This is a genomic window from Psychrobacillus vulpis (assembly GCF_006861825.1).
GTDB classification, from domain to species: Bacteria; Bacillota; Bacilli; order Bacillales_A; family Planococcaceae; genus Psychrobacillus; species Psychrobacillus vulpis.
Genome location: NZ_VDGI01000003.1, coordinates 310,166 through 332,599 on the forward strand (window position 1 = coordinate 310,166; position 22,434 = coordinate 332,599).

Annotated in this window: 26 protein-coding genes; 21 read left to right on the top strand and 5 right to left on the bottom strand. The window is 35.4% G+C overall.

The features are described 5' to 3' along the window. The first annotated feature begins 26 nt into the window (after positions 1–26). Positions 27–449, top strand: a complete 423-nt coding sequence (locus FG384_RS05465; RefSeq protein WP_142641575.1) for an OsmC family protein — start codon at positions 27–29, stop codon at positions 447–449. Between the two features lie 162 nt (positions 450–611). On the opposite strand, the gene lexA is transcribed toward FG384_RS05465, so the two are convergent. Continuing rightward, positions 612–1,232, bottom strand: a complete 621-nt coding sequence (gene lexA, locus FG384_RS05470) for a transcriptional repressor LexA (protein WP_142641576.1) — start codon at positions 1,230–1,232, stop codon at positions 612–614. Positions 1,233–1,409: 177 nt separating this feature from the next. On the opposite strand from lexA, the gene yneA reads away from it, so the two are divergent. The 5 genes from yneA to FG384_RS05495 all read left to right on the top strand — a co-directional run bounded on the left by yneA (position 1,410) and on the right by FG384_RS05495 (position 5,142). Next, complete coding sequence (yneA, locus tag FG384_RS05475; protein WP_142641577.1) at positions 1,410–1,730, top strand: cell division suppressor protein YneA; 321 nt, start codon at positions 1,410–1,412, stop codon at positions 1,728–1,730. Further along, a complete protein-coding gene (locus FG384_RS05480; RefSeq protein WP_142641578.1) occupies positions 1,727–2,374 on the top strand; it encodes a YneB family resolvase-like protein in 648 nt (215 codons plus the stop codon). The genes yneA and FG384_RS05480 overlap by 4 nt, the downstream gene beginning before the upstream one ends. A 67-nt stretch (positions 2,375–2,441) precedes the next feature. Beyond that, positions 2,442–2,675, top strand: a complete 234-nt coding sequence (locus tag FG384_RS05485; RefSeq protein WP_142641579.1) for a DUF896 domain-containing protein — start codon at positions 2,442–2,444, stop codon at positions 2,673–2,675. A gap of 87 nt (positions 2,676–2,762) precedes the next feature. Further along, on the top strand, positions 2,763–4,763 hold the full coding sequence (gene tkt / locus FG384_RS05490; protein WP_142641580.1) for a transketolase: 2,001 nt from the start codon (positions 2,763–2,765) through the stop codon (positions 4,761–4,763). A gap of 160 nt (positions 4,764–4,923) precedes the next feature. Next, entirely contained in the window at positions 4,924–5,142 is a 219-nt protein-coding gene (locus FG384_RS05495) for a YneF family protein (RefSeq protein WP_142641581.1), read from the top strand. 27 nt (positions 5,143–5,169) lie between these two features. On the opposite strand, the gene FG384_RS05500 is transcribed toward FG384_RS05495, so the two are convergent. Together FG384_RS05500 and FG384_RS05505 are read right to left on the bottom strand one after the other, a co-directional pair. Continuing rightward, entirely contained in the window at positions 5,170–6,099 is a 930-nt protein-coding gene (locus FG384_RS05500; RefSeq protein WP_142641582.1) for an alpha/beta hydrolase, read from the bottom strand. Positions 6,100–6,110: 11 nt separating this feature from the next. Next, positions 6,111–7,007, bottom strand: coding sequence for a hydroxymethylglutaryl-CoA lyase (locus tag FG384_RS05505; protein WP_142641583.1), 897 nt, complete (start codon positions 7,005–7,007; stop codon positions 6,111–6,113). A gap of 228 nt (positions 7,008–7,235) precedes the next feature. Between FG384_RS05505 and FG384_RS05510 the strand changes: the two genes are divergently transcribed. The 3 genes from FG384_RS05510 to FG384_RS05520 all read left to right on the top strand — a co-directional run bounded on the left by FG384_RS05510 (position 7,236) and on the right by FG384_RS05520 (position 9,685). Continuing rightward, the gene (locus FG384_RS05510) at positions 7,236–8,420 is read left to right on the top strand and encodes an acetyl-CoA C-acetyltransferase (protein WP_142641584.1); all 1,185 of its coding nucleotides are present in this window, start codon (positions 7,236–7,238) and stop codon (positions 8,418–8,420) included. A 14-nt stretch (positions 8,421–8,434) separates the two neighbouring features. After that, positions 8,435–8,686, top strand: coding sequence for a YqkE family protein (locus tag FG384_RS05515; protein WP_142641585.1), 252 nt, complete (start codon positions 8,435–8,437; stop codon positions 8,684–8,686). Positions 8,687–9,247: 561 nt separating this feature from the next. Next, on the top strand, positions 9,248–9,685 hold the full coding sequence (locus FG384_RS05520) for a GNAT family N-acetyltransferase (RefSeq protein WP_142641586.1): 438 nt from the start codon (positions 9,248–9,250) through the stop codon (positions 9,683–9,685). A 605-nt stretch (positions 9,686–10,290) separates the two neighbouring features. Here FG384_RS05520 and FG384_RS05525 read toward each other — a convergent pair. Next, positions 10,291–11,199 carry an aldo/keto reductase gene (locus tag FG384_RS05525; RefSeq protein ID WP_142641587.1) on the bottom strand — a complete coding sequence of 303 codons (909 nt, stop codon included), beginning with the start codon at positions 11,197–11,199 and terminating at the stop codon, positions 10,291–10,293. Between the two features lie 69 nt (positions 11,200–11,268). On the opposite strand from FG384_RS05525, the gene FG384_RS05530 reads away from it, so the two are divergent. The 12 genes from FG384_RS05530 to FG384_RS05585 all read left to right on the top strand — a co-directional run bounded on the left by FG384_RS05530 (position 11,269) and on the right by FG384_RS05585 (position 21,807). Further along, the gene (locus FG384_RS05530; protein ID WP_142641588.1) at positions 11,269–11,817 is read left to right on the top strand and encodes an NUDIX domain-containing protein; all 549 of its coding nucleotides are present in this window, start codon (positions 11,269–11,271) and stop codon (positions 11,815–11,817) included. Between the two features lie 100 nt (positions 11,818–11,917). After that, a complete protein-coding gene (locus tag FG384_RS05535; RefSeq protein ID WP_142641589.1) occupies positions 11,918–12,385 on the top strand; it encodes a hypothetical protein in 468 nt (155 codons plus the stop codon). An 85-nt stretch (positions 12,386–12,470) separates the two neighbouring features. Next, positions 12,471–12,911, top strand: a complete 441-nt coding sequence (gene fur / locus FG384_RS05540) for a ferric iron uptake transcriptional regulator (protein WP_053589843.1) — start codon at positions 12,471–12,473, stop codon at positions 12,909–12,911. 209 nt (positions 12,912–13,120) lie between these two features. Then, the gene (xerD, locus tag FG384_RS05545) at positions 13,121–14,023 is read left to right on the top strand and encodes a site-specific tyrosine recombinase XerD (RefSeq protein ID WP_142641590.1); all 903 of its coding nucleotides are present in this window, start codon (positions 13,121–13,123) and stop codon (positions 14,021–14,023) included. A gap of 134 nt (positions 14,024–14,157) precedes the next feature. After that, positions 14,158–15,336 (top strand): phosphopentomutase, encoded by a 1,179-nt coding sequence (gene deoB, locus FG384_RS05550; protein ID WP_142641591.1) that lies wholly within the window; start codon positions 14,158–14,160, stop codon positions 15,334–15,336. A 15-nt stretch (positions 15,337–15,351) separates the two neighbouring features. Further along, complete coding sequence (locus tag FG384_RS05555; RefSeq protein WP_142641592.1) at positions 15,352–16,656, top strand: pyrimidine-nucleoside phosphorylase; 1,305 nt, start codon at positions 15,352–15,354, stop codon at positions 16,654–16,656. A gap of 209 nt (positions 16,657–16,865) precedes the next feature. Further along, positions 16,866–17,222, top strand: a complete 357-nt coding sequence (locus FG384_RS05560; RefSeq protein ID WP_142641593.1) for an STAS domain-containing protein — start codon at positions 16,866–16,868, stop codon at positions 17,220–17,222. Beyond that, positions 17,212–17,658 carry an anti-sigma F factor gene (gene spoIIAB / locus FG384_RS05565; RefSeq protein ID WP_142641594.1) on the top strand — a complete coding sequence of 149 codons (447 nt, stop codon included), beginning with the start codon at positions 17,212–17,214 and terminating at the stop codon, positions 17,656–17,658. Before FG384_RS05560 ends, spoIIAB begins: the two co-directional genes overlap by 11 nt. Further along, positions 17,658–18,443 carry a SigF/SigG family RNA polymerase sporulation sigma factor gene (locus tag FG384_RS05570; protein ID WP_142641595.1) on the top strand — a complete coding sequence of 262 codons (786 nt, stop codon included), beginning with the start codon at positions 17,658–17,660 and terminating at the stop codon, positions 18,441–18,443. The genes spoIIAB and FG384_RS05570 overlap by 1 nt, the downstream gene beginning before the upstream one ends. Positions 18,444–18,469: 26 nt before the next feature. Further along, complete coding sequence (locus tag FG384_RS05575; RefSeq protein WP_142641630.1) at positions 18,470–19,888, top strand: spore germination protein; 1,419 nt, start codon at positions 18,470–18,472, stop codon at positions 19,886–19,888. Between the two features lie 69 nt (positions 19,889–19,957). Then, positions 19,958–21,280 carry a diaminopimelate decarboxylase gene (gene lysA, locus FG384_RS05580; RefSeq protein WP_142641596.1) on the top strand — a complete coding sequence of 441 codons (1,323 nt, stop codon included), beginning with the start codon at positions 19,958–19,960 and terminating at the stop codon, positions 21,278–21,280. A gap of 167 nt (positions 21,281–21,447) precedes the next feature. Beyond that, positions 21,448–21,807, top strand: a complete 360-nt coding sequence (locus tag FG384_RS05585; protein WP_142641597.1) for a GNAT family N-acetyltransferase — start codon at positions 21,448–21,450, stop codon at positions 21,805–21,807. 82 nt (positions 21,808–21,889) lie between these two features. Here FG384_RS05585 and FG384_RS05590 read toward each other — a convergent pair whose 3' ends face one another. Then, positions 21,890–22,405 carry a DUF309 domain-containing protein gene (locus FG384_RS05590; protein ID WP_240793344.1) on the bottom strand — a complete coding sequence of 172 codons (516 nt, stop codon included), beginning with the start codon at positions 22,403–22,405 and terminating at the stop codon, positions 21,890–21,892. Between the last annotated feature and the right edge of the window lie 29 nt (positions 22,406–22,434).

The following is a 22,434-nucleotide window of genomic DNA, read 5'->3' on the forward strand; positions in this document are numbered from 1 at the left end:
ATTGAGTAAGGGAAAGGATGATAAAAATGGAAGTTAAAGCAATATGGCAAGGGGGACGCGCTTTCGAGGCGAAAGGTCCTTCCGGCTACCCCATGCTTATGGACGCTACTGCTAATTACGGAGGAGAAGGCAAAGCTCCAACACCGACAGAAATGCTTCTAAGTTCTTTAGCTGGCTGTATCGGAATTGATGTGACAATGATATTAAAGCCACATTTAGAAAAAATAAAATCTATTGAAATTACAGTAGATGGTTCCCGTCGTGAAGAATTACCAACGGCTTTTACTGCAGCTGTACTATTATTCGAAGTAAGTGGAGATATTGACGCAAAAAAAGTAGTACGTGCCATTAAGCTCGGAGAAGAGAAATATTGTGCAGTATCTGCATCGTTAAAAGCAGAGATTTCCTATCGACTAATTTTAAATGGGCAAGAAATCGAAATACAATAATAAATGAAATCTTATTGTATAAAAAAACAAAACCCCTTCATCTAAAAAGATGAAGGGGTTTTTCGATGATCTAAACGAAAATGTCCACTTTTCGTTTAGATATGATATCGGCTCTACGTCATCATACTCAGTATAATAGAATCTGTCAAGTGACAGTTAGAATTATTGAATGTGACGATAAACTCCAACCACTTTCCCAAGTATTGTTACTTGATTGACAATAATTGGTTCCATTGATGAGTTTTCAGGTTGTAAACGGAAATAAGATTTTTCTTTAAAGAACCTTTTAACTGTCGCTTCATCATCCTCGGTCATAGCTACAACTATTTCGCCATTATTTGCAGATTGCTGCTGCTTTACAACTACATAGTCTCCATTCAGTATGCCGGCTTCTATCATACTATCTCCCATAATTTCAAGCATAAATAAGTGGTCATCAGAAGTGCCAAATGTTTCTGGAAGAGGGAAGAACTCTTCTACATTTTCAATTGCTGTAATTGGAAGACCAGCTGTTACTTTACCAACTAATGGAACATGTACAACACCTTGTTTTTCTACTAAAGAGTGGTCATCATCTAATATTTCTATTGCACGAGGTTTCGTTGGATCTCTTCTTATTAATCCTTTACTTTCAAGTCTTGCTAGATGACCATGCACCGTAGAGCTTGATGCTAGTCCAACTGCCTCACCTATCTCACGAACGGAAGGCGGATATCCTTTTTTTCGAACTTCTTCTTTTATAAATGCTAATATATCTTCTTGTCTTTTAGATGCTTTCTTCAATGCATTCACCTCTTTTTAATAATTTTTAACAGTATTTGCTTTCTTGTTTTATAGTATATCAGTCTATAAAACAATATGCAAACATAGGTTCTGAAAAGTCGTTGACAAAAACAAGTGTTCGCCTTATTATAAGAACATACATTCCGAACAAACATTCTATAACGAGGGGTAATTTAGATGGATATTTTAAAAAAGAACTATTTTCTTACTATATTTTTAGGATTAAGCATTAGTTTTATTATGACAATTGTTATTTTTAATACGAATTTGGAAAAAGAAGATTATCGTATTACAATCGAACATGGAGATTCCTTGTGGACACTTGCTGAAAAGTTTGGAACGGAAGAACCTAAAGAATCGTGGATCAACCAAGTAATGACATTAAATAATCTTCATTCTGCACATATTAAAGCAGGGGATGTGCTTACCATTCCAAAAGGAAAGAAAGAACAGTTCCAATTTGATCATAAAACAGAGTTAGCGGGAGATAGTCAATGAAAGCAGTAATATATTGTCGTGTAAGTACTGAAAAAGAAACGCAAGAAACTTCATTAGTTAGACAAGAAGAGGAATTAATGCAATTTTCAAAAGCACAAGGTTATGATGTTGCAAAAGTTTTCACAGATAAACATAGTGGATACGATATGGAGCGAGATGGTTTGCTCGACTTACTAGCATATGTAAAAGAACATCAAATAAAAGCTATCTTTGTACAAGATGAAACTCGAATTGGACGTGGAAATGGTCGAATGGCAGTGTTACATCTTTTACAAAAAACGAATACATCTGTTTTTACATTACAAGATAAAGGTGTCCTAAACTTAAATGAAATGGACTCTATGCTTTTAGAGATTCTCGCACTTGTAGAAGAATATCAACGTAAACTACATAACGCTAAAATAAAACGAGGGATGAAACGTGCCGTTTCCCAAGGATATCGTCCAGAGAAAAATTTAAAAACTAGAGGAAACCCAGAAGGTAGGGATCGGATAGAAGTACCGGTTGATGAAATCGTAAAGTTACGTAATGCAGGATTAACGTATGAAGAAATAGCGTCTACATTAAAAGGATTAGGTTTTGAAATAAGTAAAGCAACAGTTCATAGAAGATATATAGAATTTATTGAAACACATGGAGGGTAATAGCTTGCACTCTGTGTGTTTTTTCCTTACCTTTATATAAGAAATAAATTTAAAGGGTGAATGTTAAATGTTAAGTAAAGAAAAACTTGCACGAATTAGTGAACTTTCAAAGAAATCAAAATCAACTGGACTATCGATTGAAGAAGCGAAAGAACAAAGCGCTCTAAGAAAAGAATATTTAGAAACATTCCGCGCAACAATGCGAGATACAATTGAAAGTGTGAAAATAGTAGATCCAGCTGGTAATGATGTGACACCACTTAAAGTCCAGGAAGCGAAAAAAGGTAAATTTCTGAATTAATTAATCATTTCAGAAACCATTGATAATGAATACATTGTTGTCTAAACTAGAAGTATAGAAAAAAATTAGCTCGAGAGGATGTCACAAATGTCACTACATTCAGATTTACTTGCTATCAATACCATTCGTACTTTATCAATTGATGCTATAGATAAAGCGAATTCAGGTCACCCTGGACTCCCAATGGGTGCTGCACCAATGGCTTACACGCTTTGGACAAAACACTTACGCCATAATCCAAATAATCCAAACTGGTTTAATAGGGACCGATTTGTATTATCTGCAGGTCACGGCTCTATGCTTCTTTATAGCTTATTACATCTTGGCGGTTATGACTTGCCAATGGAAGAAATAAAAAACTTTAGACAATGGGATTCTAAAACTCCTGGGCATCCGGAATTTGGTCACACTGTTGGTGTGGAAGCAACTACTGGTCCTTTAGGTCAAGGGATTGGAATGGCAGTTGGTATGGCAATGGCTGAGGCTCATTTAGCGGCAACCTATAATCGTCCAAATTATGATGTAGTGGATCATTACACATTTGCGCTTTGCGGAGATGGCGATTTGATGGAAGGTGTCGCTGCTGAAGCAATTTCACTTGCTGGACATTTGCAATTAGATAAACTTATCGTGCTTTACGATAGTAATGATATTTCTTTAGACGGTGATTTACATAAATCATTCTCTGAAAAAGTAGAAAAAAGATTTGAATCATATGGATGGAACTATATTTTAGTAAAAGACGGAAATGATATAGCAGAAATTTCTGCAGCTATTGAAAAAGCAAAAGCTCAAAACGATAAGCCAACACTAATTGAAGTGAAAACAGTAATAGGATTTGGGTCACCAAACAGATCTGGTAAATCAGACGCTCATGGTATGCCACTCGGAAAAGACGAGTCTTTATTAACGAAAGCTGCTTACGAATGGTCTTTTGAAGAAGATTTCTATGTACCGGAAGAAGTATATGAAACATTTAAGCAAGCCTCAAATCGTTTAGGTGTCGAAGAAGAAAATACTTGGAATGATAAATTTAATGCATATACTGCAGAGTACCCAGAACTCTCTTCAACATTAAAACAAGCGATTAAGGGCGAACTTCCTGAGAACTTCGATGAAGCGATAAAAGTATACGAAGAGGGAACATCTCATGCTACACGCTCTGCTTCAGGTGATGCGATTAATGCAATTGCACAAAATGTACCATCTTTCTTCGGAGGAAGTGCAGACTTAGCTGGTTCTAACAAAACTACAATGAAAAATGCAGGAGATTTTTCTGCTGAAGATTATGCAGGAAAGAACATTTGGTTTGGTGTACGTGAATTTGCAATGGGTGCTGCTTTAAATGGTATGGCTTTACACGGCGGGTTGCACGTATTTGGAGGTACATTCTTTGTATTTAGTGATTACGTTCGACCTGCAGTTCGTTTATCAGCACTAATGGGTCTTCCAGTTACGTATGTATTCACTCATGATAGTATTGCAGTAGGGGAAGATGGTCCTACGCATGAACCAATTGAGCATTTAGCATCATTACGTGCAATGCCTGGATTATCTGTTATTCGTCCTGCAGATGCAAATGAAACAGCCGAAGCATGGAAGCTGGCAGTTGCTTCGAAAAATCAACCAACAGTACTTGTTCTTTCTAGACAAAACTTACCAACACTTAAAGGTTCAGTTGAGCAAGCGAGCGAAGGCGTTTCTAAAGGAGCATATGTTGTTTCTCCAAATGAAAACGCGGAAGCTATTTTACTAGCTACTGGATCTGAAGTAAGTTTGGCGGTTGAAGCTCAAAAAGCACTTGCAAGTGAAGGAATTCAAGTTTCTGTAGTATCTATGCCATCTTGGGATTTATTCGAAAAACAAGATGAAGCTTATAAAAAATCTGTTTTACCAGCTCATTTAACAAAGCGATTAGCTATTGAAATGGGGGCTTCTCTAGGATGGCATCGTTATGTTGGATTTGATGGGGATGTTATTGCAATCGACAAATTTGGTGCAAGTGCTCCAGGTGAGATTGTCATGAAAGAATATGGTTTCTCAGTAGAAAATGTAGTTTCTAAAATGAAAAACTTGCTTCAAAAATAAGAATTACGAGGTAGTTCGAATGGTCTCTTTATAAGAGACCTCGGATTACCTCTTTTTACTTAAATTAATTATAATTAAATATAGTATGAGTATTGAATCTATAGTATAATTTTCAGTGGTGTCTTGTACACGTAGACAAGATCGTAAAGGAGGAGAAAGTATGGAAACATGGATTTGGATTATTATCGTAATCGTTGCATTAATCGGTGGTGCAGCAATCGGATTTTTTGCAGCACGTCAATATATGATGAAATATTTGAAAGAAAATCCACCTATCAATGAACAAATGCTTCGTATGATGATGGCACAAATGGGACGCAAGCCTTCTGAAAAACAAGTGAAACAAATGATGAATCAAATGAATAAAATGCAAAAATAAATAAAGCACTCATTTTCGAGTGCTTTTTTATTTATTTAGCAAATTATTTTGTTGTAAAAAGTCTGCAACTACTTGTTCGTATTCTTCACTATTTTCATTAAAAGATTTTGCATGTGCACCAATGTCAAATAATTTCAATGTTTTTGGTCCATTTTTCTTTTCATATAATGCTTCTGTCATTTTAGGTAGAATAAAATCATCTTGTAAACTGTGGATAAAAAGTACTGGTTTTTCTATTTTGTCAACTACATCTATTGGAGAAACAAGATTTAAAGTATACCCATCGCGCATTTTTAAAAATAAGTTTGCAAAACGTATTGCTAAACTTGAGCGAAGAGGTGTTGTTTGGGTCATAATATTATATACTTGTTCCTCAAAATTTGAGAAAGAACAATCTGAAATATAAAAATCAGCATCGTCTTTTATAGAACCCGCATATAGTAGTGTAGTTGCTGCACCCATCGATTCACCGTGTATACCGATAATTGCCTCATCACCAACTCGTTCTCGCACAGCTTCTAAAATGGATTGTAAGTCAATCTTTTCATAGAAACCAAAACTCGTTGTTTTCCCCCCAGAATCACCATGTCTTCTGTGATCATAAACGACACTATTAAATCCTAATCGTTCAAACATCCGCACAAATCGAAGCGAATTTATTTTGTTTTCTGTCACACCATGGCAAATGATGACGTAATTATTTGTTTCTAGTGGCTCCACAAAAATTGCTTTTAAAGAATAACCATTCTTCGATTCAATCCATTTTTCTGTTTTATTTACTTGATGAAACCAAGCATCGTCCAAACGTTTCGATGTGATTTCTCGATTCAATATAAATTCGTCTTCTTTTTTCTTCATATACATCAGCTTATTCGTGACAAAATAGCCAAAGACAGTAGCAGTAGCTGTTAGAATACTTGTTAATATACTCGTCCAAATAATGACACGTTTTTTCATTGCATCAACCCCTATTTGCTTTTAAATAGTTTATACATCCCGGTCTCAATTGGTCTAGACACATAAGGTGCAACTGAATTGACAGCTTGTAATAATAATTCGAGATCAATACCTGTCTCTATATTCATTTGGTGTAGCATATTCACGACATCTTCTGTCGCTACATTTCCAGTCGCACCTGGAGCAAAAGGACAACCGCCTAAACCGCCAACAGAACTATCAAAACGGTCAACTCCCGCTTGAAGCGCAGCAAAAATATTAGCCAATCCCATTTTTCGAGTGTCGTGGAAATGTGCTGTTATTAGTGTATTTGGAAACTCCTTTTTAATAGCATCAAATAGTAAATAACTTTCTTTTGGATTAGCCATACCTATAGTGTCTGCAACACTTAATTCATTTACTCCCCATGAAACAAACTCTCTACATATTTCTATTGTTTTAGATGGATCAATTGCACCTTCATATGGACAATAGAAAGAAGTAGAAATGCATGCTCGTACAAAATGACCATCTTTTAGTAAACGTTCCACTATAGGTTTAAGTTCATGCATACTTTCTCTAGTTGTTTTATTAATATTTTTTTTATTAAAGCTATCCGATACTCCTACAAAAATAGCAAAGCTGTTAACGCCGGCTTGTTTTGCAAGCTCTACTCCTTTTTCATTTGGAGTTAATACAAATTGTCGCCCTACTTTTGATACACTCTCTACGATTACTTTGGCATCCTTCATTTGAGGAACCCATTTAGGAGAGACAAAAGAGGATAATTCCATCTCTTTTACCCCTGCTATTTGAAGCTTTTCGATAAATTCTAACTTAACCTCTGTAGGTACCTCATTTTTCTCATTTTGTAATCCATCTCTTGGCCCTACCTCGATAATTGTCACTTTATTTGGTAAACTAAACATAATCATCCCTCCCTCTTTATTGTAAGGAATGGATGGTTAAACAAGCAAATTTTATTTTATTCAATAGAATAAAATAAAATAAAAGCCTCTGGTGGTTTTACATAGTTTATAAGGAGTTCTTCGACTCAGACTAGAAAGCGCTGTTGAAAGGATTACTTCTTTAATTAGACAGGACGTAAATACGCCAAGGCGAATTTTATAACAGGGGAAAATGAGGAGGAAATTACATTGACAAATGAAGTAGTTATCGTAAGTGCAGTTAGAACTGCAATTGGATCATTTCAAGGGGCTTTAAAAGATGTTCCTGCAACAAAACTAGGGGCTATCGTAATTGAAAAGGCATTAGAAAAAGCGGGTGTCTCGAAAGATGCTGTCGATGAAGTTATCATGGGAAATGTCCTTCAAGCAGGACTTGGGCAAAATCCGGCAAGACAAGCTTCCATCCAAGCAGGATTATCAGTAGCTGTGTCAGCACTTACAATTAATAAAGTATGTGGATCTGGCTTAAAAGCAATCCACCTTGCAACGCAATCAATTCTTGCAGGTGATGCAGATGTGATTGTAGCAGGTGGAATGGAAAACATGAGTCAAGCTCCTTATCTATTAAAAAATGCTAGAGAAGGATTCCGTATGGGAGATCAAAAGGTTGTGGATAGTATGATTTCAGATGGATTGTGGTGTGCTTTTAATGACTACCATATGGGATTAACAGCTGAAAACTTATGCGATCAATACAGCATTACAAGAGAAGAGCAAGATGCATTTGCTGCCCGTTCTCAAGCATATGCAGCAACTGCTATAGAAGAAGGTAAGTTTGCAAATGAAATTGTACCAGTAGAAATTCCACAGCGCAAAGGTGATCCAATTGTTTTTGATACAGATGAATATCCGAAAAAAGGATCAACACAAGAAAAATTAAGTGGGCTTCGACCAGCATTTAAAAAAGATGGATCGGTAACTGCAGGAAATGCCTCTGGTATTAATGATGGGGCTGCTGCTGTAGTCGTTATGTCTAAAGTAAAAGCAGATGAGCTAGGCTTAAAACCACTAGCAACTATTGTTGCAAATGCATCTGCAGGAGTAGATCCAAGTGTAATGGGAATCGGACCAGTGGAAGCTGTGAAGAAAGTATTAAACAAATCGCAAATTTCACTTGCTGATATTGATCTAATTGAAGCAAATGAAGCATTTGCTGCACAATCGATTGCAGTAGATAGAGAACTTTCATTTAATCATGATAAACTTAATGTAAATGGTGGAGCTATAGCACTTGGTCACCCAATTGGTGCAAGTGGAGCTCGTATTTTTGTTTCATTGCTTCATGAAATGGAGAAAAGGGATGCTAAAACGGGACTAGCGACACTTTGCATTGGTGGAGGACAAGGAGTAGCTACTATCGTTAAACGTAAATAAAGAAGGTGAACCATTTGGCAAAGAAAAAACAAAGACAACCAGTAAAACCAACTGCACAAAAAGATGAGGGAAATGGTCTTTTCGATCAGCTTTCATCCGATGTATTAGCAAAACTAAAAGAAACAAAGAAACAATTAGTAGCTGAAGAGCAAGAGAAAGAGGAAGAACGACAAGCACAGCTTGCTTTTGAGAAAAAGCAAAGAGAAAAAAACAAAACATTTGAAGAACTATTAGAAGAGTACGGAGATAGTGGTTCGAAGTTCTAACAGAGTTGGCCTATTCGCATTTTGCGGATAGGTCATTTTTTGAAAGAATATAAATTTAGTATGCGGCAAACCTTTTGTTCATTTTGAAAATAGTAATCTATTGGAAGTGACATAGAGGGTATGGTGGAGACAAAATGTACTTAAAATGCGCTTGCTCTTTATCCAAAATGATCGAACTATGAATTACAACTTACACGTATAGATACAACGAACCACAATCATCATTGCTGATCAACAGCAGAAAGAAGAAATAGAAAACCTACAAAATCAAATTGATGAATAAAAAAAGATCAATCAACTGGTCCAGACATGGAGAAATTCAATGAATTATTAGAGAAAATGATTGATCGATTAGAATCAGTGGATGATACCAAAAAACAGTGCTGACATAATAAAAATTAATTATATGTGGGAATAAGGCTGTCCTAGAGACAGTTTTTTTGTTGTATAGGTAATGTTAAAACAGAACAGACAAAATTAGAATCTTGATCAATTATAGAGAAAAATAATAATAAAATTTATGATAAGATTAGTAAAATGAAATTGAAAGGGTTGGAATAATTGGAAATTAGGAGACCTAATGACTCAGAGCTTAATGAAGTGTTGTTACTATCCCCGCAGGCCATTTTTGATGGCACATTAGGTGGAGTAAAACCAACTAATCAAAAAGTAGAACAACTTATTAAACCACTACTTGAAAAGGGAAGTTATTATTTAATAGCAGTTGAAAATAATAAATTGAGGGGCTGGGTTCTTTTAGGATCAAGTAAAGACCAGTTTACTGACCGAATGAATGGATTTATTTATGAACTATTTGTTATCGAAGAGTTCCGAGGAAATGGGATTTCCAAACTATTAATGCAAACTGCTATTGATCAACTAAAACAAAAAGGATATTTAGAAATCCGACTAAGTGCATTTGCGGGTAATCATGCAATTAAACAATATGAAAAAATGGGCTTTCATATAAGAACAGTAGGTATGAGTTTGTCATTGTAAATAAGAAACATAAGATTAAAATTTTTATGAATCAACCTCTAATTTACAAGAAAGAGGTTGGGACAGAACTATAAAATCTTGAAGAAACACAAACATACTGATCGGCAGTAACACCACCGGATTTCCGCTTCAGGCGAACGCTTTCCACGGGCATGGCTTCAGCTTCCTCGCGGGCAAAACCGGCCCACTGTGGGATCTTCAGCTCATGCACCTACCGCTTCGCTTTCGGTGCAGAAAACATCTGCTATTCCCGTTGGAGTCGTCGCCTTCCGCTGCAATCCTAGGTAGAGGACCAATTACAGCGGAGAAAAGTTGCGAGACTCCTGCGGGAAGAACAAGCGTACTGAGAGCCTGCAGGAGCGCCAGTGACGAAGCGGCTCAGTGCTTGCCCGCGGAAAGCGAGTAACTTTTCGCAGTGGCAGCCTTATACCATCTCCCTTTTGTTCCTGCACAGTTTAAACTAAAAATCCGAACGATTACAGGAAGAGATAATCCATTCCTGCATAATCGTTCGGATTTTTGTTATCCCAAAGTACTTCTGTCCCAACCTCTTTAGACGTATGAGGAATTTTTGAATAAAATTCATTACAAAGTTACATTAGCAGTTACTTTTGTATTCTATGTTCTTCATATATGTCTTTCTTAGTAATCTCTCTTGCTTTTTGTAAAATGTCTTCAGAGACGTCCATGTTGTATGCCTGAATAGATTCTAGAAGTTGTTCGGTGCTGCTAGCTCCAATAATCATAGAAGCGGTAACATTTTTTTGTAATACATACTGAAGTGAGACGGAAGTAATTGGTGCATCTAATGATAGAAGTTGTTCAATAGTTTCGATTAATTCTTCCTTGGAATAAGATAAATATTCTTTTGTTGAATTTGCACGAATCAGACCGCCTGGAGTTAATAATCCTTTCGCTAGTGTTCCACGACTAAGCAATGAAGTGTCATGTTTATCTAACAGTGAGAACCATTCTTCTGGTCTTCGATCTAACAAACTATATTGCATCATTACAGAGACCGCACTGCTTTTCTGTAAAAAACGATCTATGACATTTGGTCGAATTGAAGAGATTCCATATTCTCGGATTAGGCCCTCTTTTTTCAGCGATTCCATAGTATCGATGACTTCATCCGCATTATCTTCCATTGTTCCGCCATGCAATTGATATACGTCAATATAATCTGTTTGAAGGCGTTTCAATGATTCATGAATCCCTTTAGTTATCCATTCTTTTGAGGGGTCCCATGTCCAACCAACACCAGAATCGTTTAATCGATTACCGACTTTCGTAGCAAGAATGATATTTTGTCGATAATTTTTTAATGCACTACCTACAATCTTTTCGTTTTCTCCATTATCGTATAGATCCGCAGTATCAAAATATGTAATGCCATTATCGAGTGCAACTTGAATAATGTTGTTTGCCTCCTGCTGATTAGTTGGAAGAGACATACAGCCGAAGCCAATTTCAGAAACAAGGAGATTACTTTTTCCTAATTGTCTTTTTTTCAAGATTTTTCACGTCCTTTTCTCCATGGTACAATGTGTAATAGATAGTTTCAAATGAGAGGGAGATTAATAATGAAAAAGTTTGAAGAAAAAACAATCCAAAGTGAACTTAAATACAAAGGTAGAATTATTACATTACTAGTAGATGAAGTTTTATTGCCAAACGGAAAGAAAGGTAATAGAGAGATTATTAAACATCCAGGAGCAGTAGCTGTCATTGCAATTACAGAAGATAGAAAGATTATCTTAGTAGAGCAGTATAGAAAAGCACTAGAACGTTCTATAGTAGAGATTCCAGCAGGTAAAATAGAGCCAAATGAGCGACCAGAAATAACAGCACTTAGAGAGTTAGAAGAAGAAACAGGGTACACGACAGAAACGCTTCAATATATTCAATCATTTGCAACATCCCCAGGGTTTGCGGATGAAATTATTCATTTATACTTAGCAGAAAATATTGTGAAACTAGAAGAGAAGGCAGATTTAGATGAAGATGAGTTTGTGGAGTTAATGCACGTAACATTACAAGAAATGGATACAATGATTACGAATAAGGAAGTATACGATGCGAAAACAGCTTTTGCGTATCATTGGTTAAAAGACTATTTAAAACAAAACTAAATTATGAAGTATTGTTGAGAGAAAGTTACTAAATTAGGATGGAGTCATATTTAAGTTTAGTACAAGCATATGATGAAAATAGATAGGGAGGTGTTCCAATTTGAACCAGTCTTATACTATTTTCATTTCATTATGCGTACTCGTATTCAGTTTTATTGGTGGTTTAATTCTATTTGAAAAAAGCACTCCAGAACAGCAGCAATGGATTATTAATCTCTTGGACGCACGTGTTCTATTAATAGAACAGCCTACTTTGCTTGAAACTATTTTTCCTCATCTAATGATTGCAGTTGTATTCTTTTTATTCTATCAACATCGTTATTTACGTAAACTCATTCTTATTGTGTGTGCTTTTAAAATTACGTTTTACGGTTTTTGCTCCAGTTATTTACTTCAAACACAAGAGTCTACCTATCCGTATGTATTTTGGTGGTTTCCATTTCAACTAGTATACTGTCTTCTTCTTCTCGCATTAGCAAATCGGATTAATTTGTTTACGCTAGCCTTCTATGCAATAGTTATAATTATTGAATACGTCTTAATACCATTTATATTATATAATAATTAATTTTTAATGATAATTATTATTAAGTGAATCTCTTGTAATGAGAATTCACTATTTGGTATAATGTATGTAGTTAAGGAGGCGTCATATGGAAAGCCGTATTGATCGTATAAAAAAACAATTATCTGGTGCGAGCTATAAACTGACGCCACAGCGTGAAGCGACAGTCCGAGTATTGCTTGAAAATGAAGAAGATCATTTAAGTGCAGAAGATGTTTTTTTACTAGTTAGAGAGAAATCTCCTGACATAGGACTTGCAACAGTTTATCGTACACTAGAATTATTGAATGAATTGAATGTTGTAGATAAGATTCAATTTGGAGATGGTGTATCACGCTATGATTTAAGACAAGAAGGAGCTGCACATTTCCATCATCATCTTGTTTGTATTGAATGTGGAGCAGTGGATGAAATCCAAGAAGATTTACTAGAAGATGTGGAAGCAATTGTAGAAAAGAAATGGAACTTTATTATTAAAGACCATCGACTAACATTCCATGGCATTTGCCACCGTTGCCAAGATAAATAAAAAAAATTGTAGGTGGCCCCCTCAGAGTAAAAGAAAGACTTTGGCAATTGAAACTTTTTGTCACCAGTCTGAAAGGATAGCTATTGCTATCCTTTTTTTATTACAAGAAATAATTCCAGTACATAGCCACTGGAGATAGAAAGTCATTTTCTTGAACAGGTAACGCTTATCATAAACTAGATTCGGAATATCATATAGGAGGTAAAAACATGAACAATGGACTGCTTCAATTAGAAGATTATTTACATTTTTTGCAGATTGAACGTCAACTTGCGAATAATACTCTCATTTCATATAAAAAGGATTTAACAGATTACATAACGCATATATTTGTGACACAACAATTACATAGTTTGGATGAGGTAGAACGTCAACATATTATTACTCATCTTAGAAAATTGAAAACCGATGGGAAGAGTCCAAGATCCATAGCGAGGCATATTTCTTCTATTCGCTCGTTCCACCAATTTTTGTTAAGAGAAAAAGTTACCAATCAAGATCCATCAATCCATTTAGAAATTCCACAATTGGATCAAAAATTACCTAACTTTTTAACAGTAGAAGAGTTAAATGCATTATTAAATGCTATAGATGTATCGAAAGCTCAAGGTGTAAGAGACTTAGCGATGTTTGAACTAATGTATGCAAGTGGAATGCGTATTAGTGAGTGCCTAAATTTAAATTTGGAAGATCTTCATTTGACTATGGGATTTGTTCGATGCTTCGGTAAAGGAGGGAAAGAACGTATTATCCCTTTAGGTGGTGCGGCGACTAAAGCTTGCTATAAATATTTGGAGGAAGCAAGACCCAAATTATTAAAAGCAACAGAAAGAACAGAAGCTATTTTTATTAATCAGCGAGGAAAAAGATTAACACGACAAGGAATATGGAAGCTATTAAAAAAGCATGCTGTAAATGCAGGTATAAAAAAAGATATTACACCACATGTATTACGTCATTCATTTGCGACACATCTAATAGAAAATGGAGCGGATTTACGCGCTGTACAAGAAATGCTCGGACATGCTGATATTTCTACTACCCAAATTTATACTCATGTAAGTAAAACGCGATTAAAAGAAGTATACAAAAAGTTTCATCCAAGAGCATGAGTTCATATGCTAATTTATCATGAAAATTATTGGAAATAATTTATTCATTTCATCTGTTAAATTTGTCAGAGGTCTGACCTGTACATAACGAATATTTTTGGTAAAATAGAAGAAAATAGTAGGAGGTAAAATAGATGAACAAATTTAAACGTATTCATGTCATCGTAATGGACTCTGTTGGCATCGGAGAAGCACCAGATGCTGCTGCTTTTGGTGATGTTGGCTCACATACTATAGGTCATATTGCAGAGAAAATGAATGGTCTTAACATGCCTCAAATGCAAAAATTAGGGCTTGGCAATATCGAAATGATTAAAGGAGTGGAACGAGTAGAAAATCCGACTGCTTATTTTGGGAAAATGCAAGAAGCATCTGTAGGAAAAGATACAATGACAGGACATTGGGAGATTATGGGGTTAAATATCGACAAACCTTTCAAAGTGTATCCAAATGGTTTTCCAGAGGAATTAATATCAGCATTAGAAAATAAAGTAGGACGTAAAGTAATTGGTAATAAACCAGCTAGCGGAACTGCGATATTGGATGAACTCGGGGAAGAACATATGAAAACAGGGGCAATCATCGTTTATACATCTGCTGATCCTGTATTACAAATAGCAGCGCATGAAGAAATTGTTCCTTTGGAAGAGTTGTATCATATTTGTGAAGTTGCGAGAGAACTTACACTTTCAGAAGAGTTTTTAGTAGGCAGAATTATTGCACGTCCATTCGTAGGAGAGCCTGGAAGTTTTGTGCGTACGTCGAATAGACATGACTATGCTCTAAAACCATTTGGACGAACTGCAATGAATGAATTGCAAGATGCGGGCCTTGACGTTATTGCACTTGGTAAAATCAATGACATATTTAACAGCGAGGGTATCACTGAAACTGAACGTACGAAAGATAATATGGATGGAATGGATAAATTTATTGCAACATTGGATAAAGATTTTACAGGAATTAGCTTCTTAAATTTAGTGGACTTTGATGCTTCATTCGGCCATCGTCGAGATCCAATAGGTTACGGTAAAGCATTAGAAGAATTTGATGCACGATTGACAGAAGTATTAGCTAAGCTTACAGCAGATGATTTACTTATTATTACTGCAGATCATGGGAATGATCCAACTATGCCAGGAACTGATCATACACGTGAATTTGTTCCGTTAACTGTTTATTCTCCAAAATTTAAGGAAATAAAAGAATTACCGCTACGTTCAACGTTTGCAGATATTGGTGCAACAATTACAGATAACTTTAGTGTTGCAAAAACAGAATTCGGAGAAAGCTTTTTATCCTTACTAAAATAAAGGGGTGTCAATGTAATGAGAATGATTGATATTATTGAAAAAAAGAGAGACGGTCATCCTCTTTCAAAAGAAGAAATTAATTTTTTTGTAGAAGGATATACAAATAATACGATTCCGGATTACCAAGTAAGTTCATTACTTATGGCTATCTTCTTTCAAGATATGAATGATGATGAGCGTGCTAACTTAACTCTTGCGATGGTAAATTCCGGGGAACAAATTGATTTGTCTGCAATTGATGGTATCAAAGTGGATAAGCATTCTACCGGTGGTGTGGGTGATACTACAACTCTTGTACTTGGACCTTTAGTTGCTGCATGTGGCGTTCCAGTAGCAAAAATGAGTGGTCGTGGGCTGGGTCATACTGGTGGAACGATTGATAAGTTAGAAGCAATTGAAGGCTTCCATGTGGAACTTACATCTGAACAGTTTGTGAAACAAGTAAATGAATTAAAACTCGCGGTTATTGGACAAAGTGGAAATTTAACACCCGCAGATAAAAAGTTGTATGCACTTAGAGATGTTACTGCAACTGTTAATAGCATTCCACTTATTGCTAGTTCCATTATGAGTAAGAAAATTGCAGCAGGAGCAGGAGCAATCGTCCTTGACGTAAAAACTGGCGACGGGGCTTTCATGAAAACAACGGAAGAGGCAAGAAATCTTGCAAAAGCTATGGTTCGTATAGGGAATGATGTTGGAAGAAAAACGATGGCTATCATTTCTGATATGAGTCAGCCATTAGGTAACGCTATTGGTAATTCATTGGAAGTAATTGAAGCGATAGAAACACTAAAAGGAAATGGACCAAAAGATTTAACAGAGCTTTGCTTGACATTAGGTAGTCAAATGGTAGTTGTCGGTGGAAAGGCACAGACCTTAGAAGAGGCAAGACAAATGCTTTTACAAGTCATAGAAGATGGTTCTGCTTTAGAGATTTTTAAGCAGTTTATCAAATGGCAAGGTGGAAACGATGCAATTATTAATGATTTGTCATTGCTACCACAGGCAAAATATACTTTCGAAGTACCTGCTCAAAAAGACGGTTACATTACTTTTATGGAAGCAGATGAAATTGGAACTGCAGCTATGCTGTTAGGGGCAGGTCGTGCAACGAAAGAGTCAGAAATAGACTTAGCTGTAGGTATCGTTTTACAGAAAAAAGTGGGAGATTCTGTGAAAAAAGGGGAATCTCTTGCAACAATTTATGCGAATTCTGATAATGTACAAGAAGTATTAGATAAATTAACAACTTACATTGAAATTGAAGCGACTAAAAAAGAAGCTCCACCATTAATTTATGAAATAATAACAGAATAAATATTAACTAGATAGGTATCCCGTAAAGGTCTAAAAAAACTTTTATGGGATGCCTATTTTTTGTTTAGAAATAGAATAATAATCCTATACTATGAATGAATAATTCTATGTCGAAAATCGACTAAAAAACAATGTTTTTTTCTACTTTTGTCAAGCGCAAGGAATATTAGACTTTCATGTTGAATTGCGCTAACAGAGGAGGCGATTATATGTATCACGAAGTAGAAAAAGTCGGAGACGAAATAATCATTATTCGATTAAAAGGTGAATTAGATCATCATGGTACACATGATATTCGAAATGAAATAGTGCCAATGATCAAAAATGGTTCTATTAAAGTTATAGTTTGGAATTTAAAAGATTTACACTTTATGGACAGCTCAGGTATTGGTCTTATTCTAGGTAGAATGAGAGAACTTGCACCTATTGATGGACAAACGATAATCGTAAATCCATCCCCAACTATGAAGAAAATTTTTCAGTTTGCAGGTTTAAGTCCATACATTTATAACGAATCAGAAATTGAAATTATGTCAAGGTTAGGGGGAATCGTTTATGGACAATGAGATCACATTATCTTTTATTGCAAAAGGTGAAAACGAAGCACTAGCTAGAATGGTTATGTCTAGTTTTATTGCTGCTATTGATCCTACCATTGAGGAATTATCTGAGTTTAAAACGGTTATTTCAGAAGCTGTAACAAATGCAATTGTACATGGCTACGATGAAGATGGAATAGGTAAGATTGATATTCATGCCCAAAGGTTAGATCGGGAAATTGTTGTTTCTATCGTAGACTATGGTCGTGGAATTCGTGATGTAAAGCAAGCTCGTGAGCCGTTATTTACGACAAAACCGGATGAAGAAAGATCTGGAATGGGATTTACGATTATGGAAAGCTTTAGTGATGATGTAGACATTTATTCAATTCCTGATAGGGGGACGACTGTAACCATTACGAAGAAATTTGTACCAATTCAAGAATCATGCAGGATTGTCTAATGATGAATAATAAGCCGACTACTTTACTTACACAAGAAAAAATGAGAGAGCTAATTGCCTTATCACAAGCAGGAGATAAACTAGCTAGACAGCAAATGATTGAAGGTAATACGAGGCTTGTTTGGTCTATTGTGCAACGATTTGCATCTAGAGGGGCAGATCTTGAAGATTTATTTCAAATTGGCTGTATTGGTTTAATGAAGTCCGTCGACAAATTTGATCTTTGTTACGAAGTAAAGTTTTCAACGTATGCAGTACCAATGATAATTGGAGAGATTCAACGGTTTTTAAGAGACGATGGTATGGTAAAAATCAGTCGATCTATAAGAGAGCTAAATTTTAAAATTCGTCATGCAACAGACGATTTTTTGAAAGTGCATGAAAGACAACCAACGATATTAGAACTTGCAAGTATATTAGAAGTAACAAGAGAAGAGATTGTGATGGCTACAGATGCACTTCGAGATCCAGCATCTTTGCAAGAGCAGCTTTATGAAAATGAAAGTGGAGACGCTTTAACCTTAATGGATCAAATGAAAGACGAGAGATCGGAAAAATCTTTTGATCACATTCCTCTGAGAGAATTAGTGGAAAAATTAGAAAAAAGGGAGCAAATGATTATTTATTTGCGTTATTACCTAGACTGTACACAAAGCGATATCGCAGAGCGATTAGGTATATCTCAAGTACAAGTATCAAGACTCGAGAAGAAAATATTAACCCAGTTGAAAACTTGGTTAGTACCTGCTGGTTTTGCGAGTAATCAAAAAGCAAAAGATGGGTGATTGAAACGAAGTCTTTATTTTTAAATATGTCAGAAGCAGAAGAATTTTTGAAAGAAAAGTTTGGTGTCAACGAGTCATTTGATTTTGGAACGATGCATACTCATTTGTATGAATTCCCTGTATTGCTTGTCTACATAAATGGATTGGTAGATGGATTAGTGCTAACAGAATTGTTGACAAATGTGCAGGAAAATGAGTGGGAAACAGATGTAGATGAGAATCGAGTAATGGAACATTATTTTCCGTACTATTCCATCACTCAGTATGATTCAAAAGAAAAGTGGCTAGTAGCGTTACTAAGTGGTCAAGTGACCTTTATTTTGGAGAACGGATCTGTCTATACAATAGATGTTCGGTCATATCCTGGAAGACAGCCAGAAGAACCAGATAATGAAAAAGTAGTGAGAGGCTCACGTGACGGTTTTACCGAAAATATTATTCAGAATACGGCACTAATTAGAAGAAGAATTCGAGATACTGATTTACGATTTGAATTACATCAAATATCGACCATTGGTCAAACCGATATAGCTATATCTTATATAAAAAACATCGCCAATGAAGATAATTTAAAGCAAATTCGTGACAGAATTAACCAAATCAGACATGATGGTTTTACAATGACAGATAAAGCATTGGAAGAATGGTTATTCAAGCAAGGGTTTCATCCATTGCCGTTTGTCAGATTTACAGAGCGACCAGATATTGCAGCAGCGCATTTACTGGAAGGGCATATCTTAATGATTGTTGATACATCGCCTTCTGTGATTATTGTTCCTACTACTTTGTTCCATCATCTGCAACATGCGGAAGAATATAGACAGGCACCTGCAATTGGAACAATTGTAAGATGGCTTCGTTTTTCAGGGGTGCTATTGAGCTTATTCCTTTTGCCTTTTTGGTATTTAATGGCGAAGCATCCAGAGTATCTTCCGAAATTTTTAGATTTTTTAGGACCAAAAGAATTTGGGCATATTCCACTTCTATTACAAATACTAATTGCAGATGTTGGGATTGAATTTCTACGTTTAGCAGCGATTCATACACCTTCACCTTTATCTACTGCAATGGGAATAATTGCAGCTATAGTAATTGGCCAAATGGCGGTTGATGTAGGGTTATTCATTCCAGAAGTCATATTATATACGGCGCTTACGGCTATATTTACATTTGCTATTCCATCCTATGAGCTAAGTATTTCTACAAAGATTTTTCGGACATTTATTTTACTAAGCACCGCTATTTTGGGTGTAAATGGATTTTTCATATCATTAGTATGTTTACTATGGTATGTGGGTTCTGTTAAACCTTTGAATGTTCCTTATTTATGGCCAGTATTTCCTTTCTTTCCGAAAGCTTTTTTACGCATATTAATAAGATTTCCGATGCCTACAAATGCTCAAAGACCATTTATTACACGAGCATATGTTCGTAAAAGGTCATGAATACCATTGCAATTTCCTCTTTTACTGTGGTAAAGTTCATATAGGAAAAGAGGAAAAGAGGCGGGATACATGGTAATGATATCGAAACATGTGGTAAATGAAAAAGGTCATTTATTATTAGGTGGAATTGATAGTATAGAACTAGCTAAAATCTATGGAACGCCACTATTTGTATATGACCTGTCACTTATTAGAGAACGTGCTCGTGCATTTATTAATACATTTAAACAAGAAAATGTACAAGCACAAGTTGCCTATGCAAGCAAAGCATTTTCAAGTGTTGCAATGTACCAAGTGATGAAACAAGAAAACTTATCATTAGACGTTGTTTCTGCAGGAGAACTGTATACAGCCATTAAAGCCGGGTTTCCGGTAGATCGAATTCATTTTCACGGAAATAATAAGAGTAAAGAGGAATTATTATTAGCCATTGAACATAAAATTGGTTGTATCGTAGTAGATAATTTTTATGAAATTGAATTGCTTAAAAAGCTAGCAAAAGAGCATGATCAAAAAGTAAATATATTACTACGTGTCACACCAGGTGTGGAAGCACATACCCATGATTATATTACAACTGGTCAACAAGATTCAAAATTTGGTTTTGATTTATTGAATGGACAAGCAGACCGAGCATTTCATGAAGTTTTTCGAGATGAGCATATTCAATTACTCGGCTTGCATTGTCACATTGGTTCCCAAATCTTTGAAACAATTGGATTTAAAGTTGCTGCTGAAAAGCTCATAAAAAAAATGATTGAATGGTATAATGAAGAAGGATTTCAATGTACAGTTTTAAATTTAGGCGGAGGTTTTGGTATTAAATATACCGAAGAAGACTCTCCGTTAGAACCTTCTGTATATGTAAAGGAAATGGTAGTTGTAGTAAAAGATTTAGTTTCTAAAACTAATTTTGCAATGCCAGAGATTTGGATTGAACCAGGTAGATCTCTTGTAGGTGATGCAGGCACTTCTTTATACACTGTTGGATCAGAAAAAGAAATTCCAGACATTCGCACTTATTTGGCTGTAGATGGTGGTATGTCCGATAATATTAGACCTGCTTTATATGGTGCACTATATGATGCAGTTATTGCGAATAAAATCGGAGAAAAAAACACAGAAAACTATACTATCGCAGGAAAATGCTGTGAGTCAGGTGATAAACTGATTGAACAAATTTCATTGCCAAAAGCGGATGCGGGAGATATTTTAGCAATGTTTTGCACAGGTGCATATGGATATGCAATGGCAAGCAACTATAATCGATTGTCAAGACCAGCAGTAGTTTTTGTGGAAAATGGAAACCATCAATTGGCGGTAAGAAGAGAAACTCTAGAAGATATCGTTCATCTTGACCTTCCTTTGACATTAGAAAAGGAGGGACAATAAGTTGAAAAAGACAAATATTATGCTCTTGCTCTTTCTACTTTTAGTAGGTGTAATTTGGGGAGTAATTTATTGGCTCTATATCGCTCCAAATAGTAGTTTGTAATTTGGATAAAACTTGTGTACGATATAAAAAGTTCTTTTTAAGAAATTAAAAGAGGGTCTAAAATATGTTACTTCGATATAAAAAAGCATTTGAAAAAATTTCGATGGGGCTTCTTTCCTTTATGCCTCAAGAAAAAGATGTGAAAAAGTTATTAGAGACGATTCATCAATATGAAACAGATCCAAATTGGCATTTGTTTCTTTGGAAAAAAGATGAAGACTTAGTTGGTATTGTTGGCGTTAGAATGAATGATACGGATGGAATAATTCAGCATATTTCCGTTAGTCCTTCCCATCGAGGAGAAGGTGTTGGAAAAGAAATGATTCAAAATTTACAAACCATTCTACATACAACCACACTTCAACCTTCAGAGGATATAAAACCATTCTATGAAAAATGTCAAATGGAAAACGACGATTTATAGAAGTCAGGAAAGCTGCCTTATACTAACTTGACTAGTAAGCTTATTGTATGAAAATCATATATCAACAGGAAGAAGAATGACGTTACAAACGTTCATCTCTTCTTTTTTTGCTTTTTTCACGTTCTTTAAGTATTTCTGATCGATCTCTAAGCATATGCTTATGAATAAGAAAATGTAAATCTGTACAATTATCAATTTTCAAATTGTTAACTAAAGTGAGTAGATTTTTGTCTGTAATTTGAATAGTAAAAGGTTGAAATGTACTTGCATTTTTCATAAGTTTTAAGGATGTTGTTACGTCCTCTAGTAATTTTTCATAGTTTATCGTTTCAAAAAATGGGGAATTACTTGATTCGATTAAACGGTCTATACTAGTACTCGTTGTTTTTATAGCTCCTATAAAGTTACCTCTACGCCAATGATACATTCCTGTAGAAACAAGTATTAAAGCTGTTAATGGATGAACTTTTCGTCTAGGTGCAACTTCTTTCCAATATTCTTCTAACACTTCGTGGCATTCAAAATAATCGTATGTCTCATTAAACTCTTTCAAAAATTGTACGAAATTGGGATGGAATGTAGGATGCAATACAATCACCTTTCCTCTATAATAGTGTTAAAAACCGA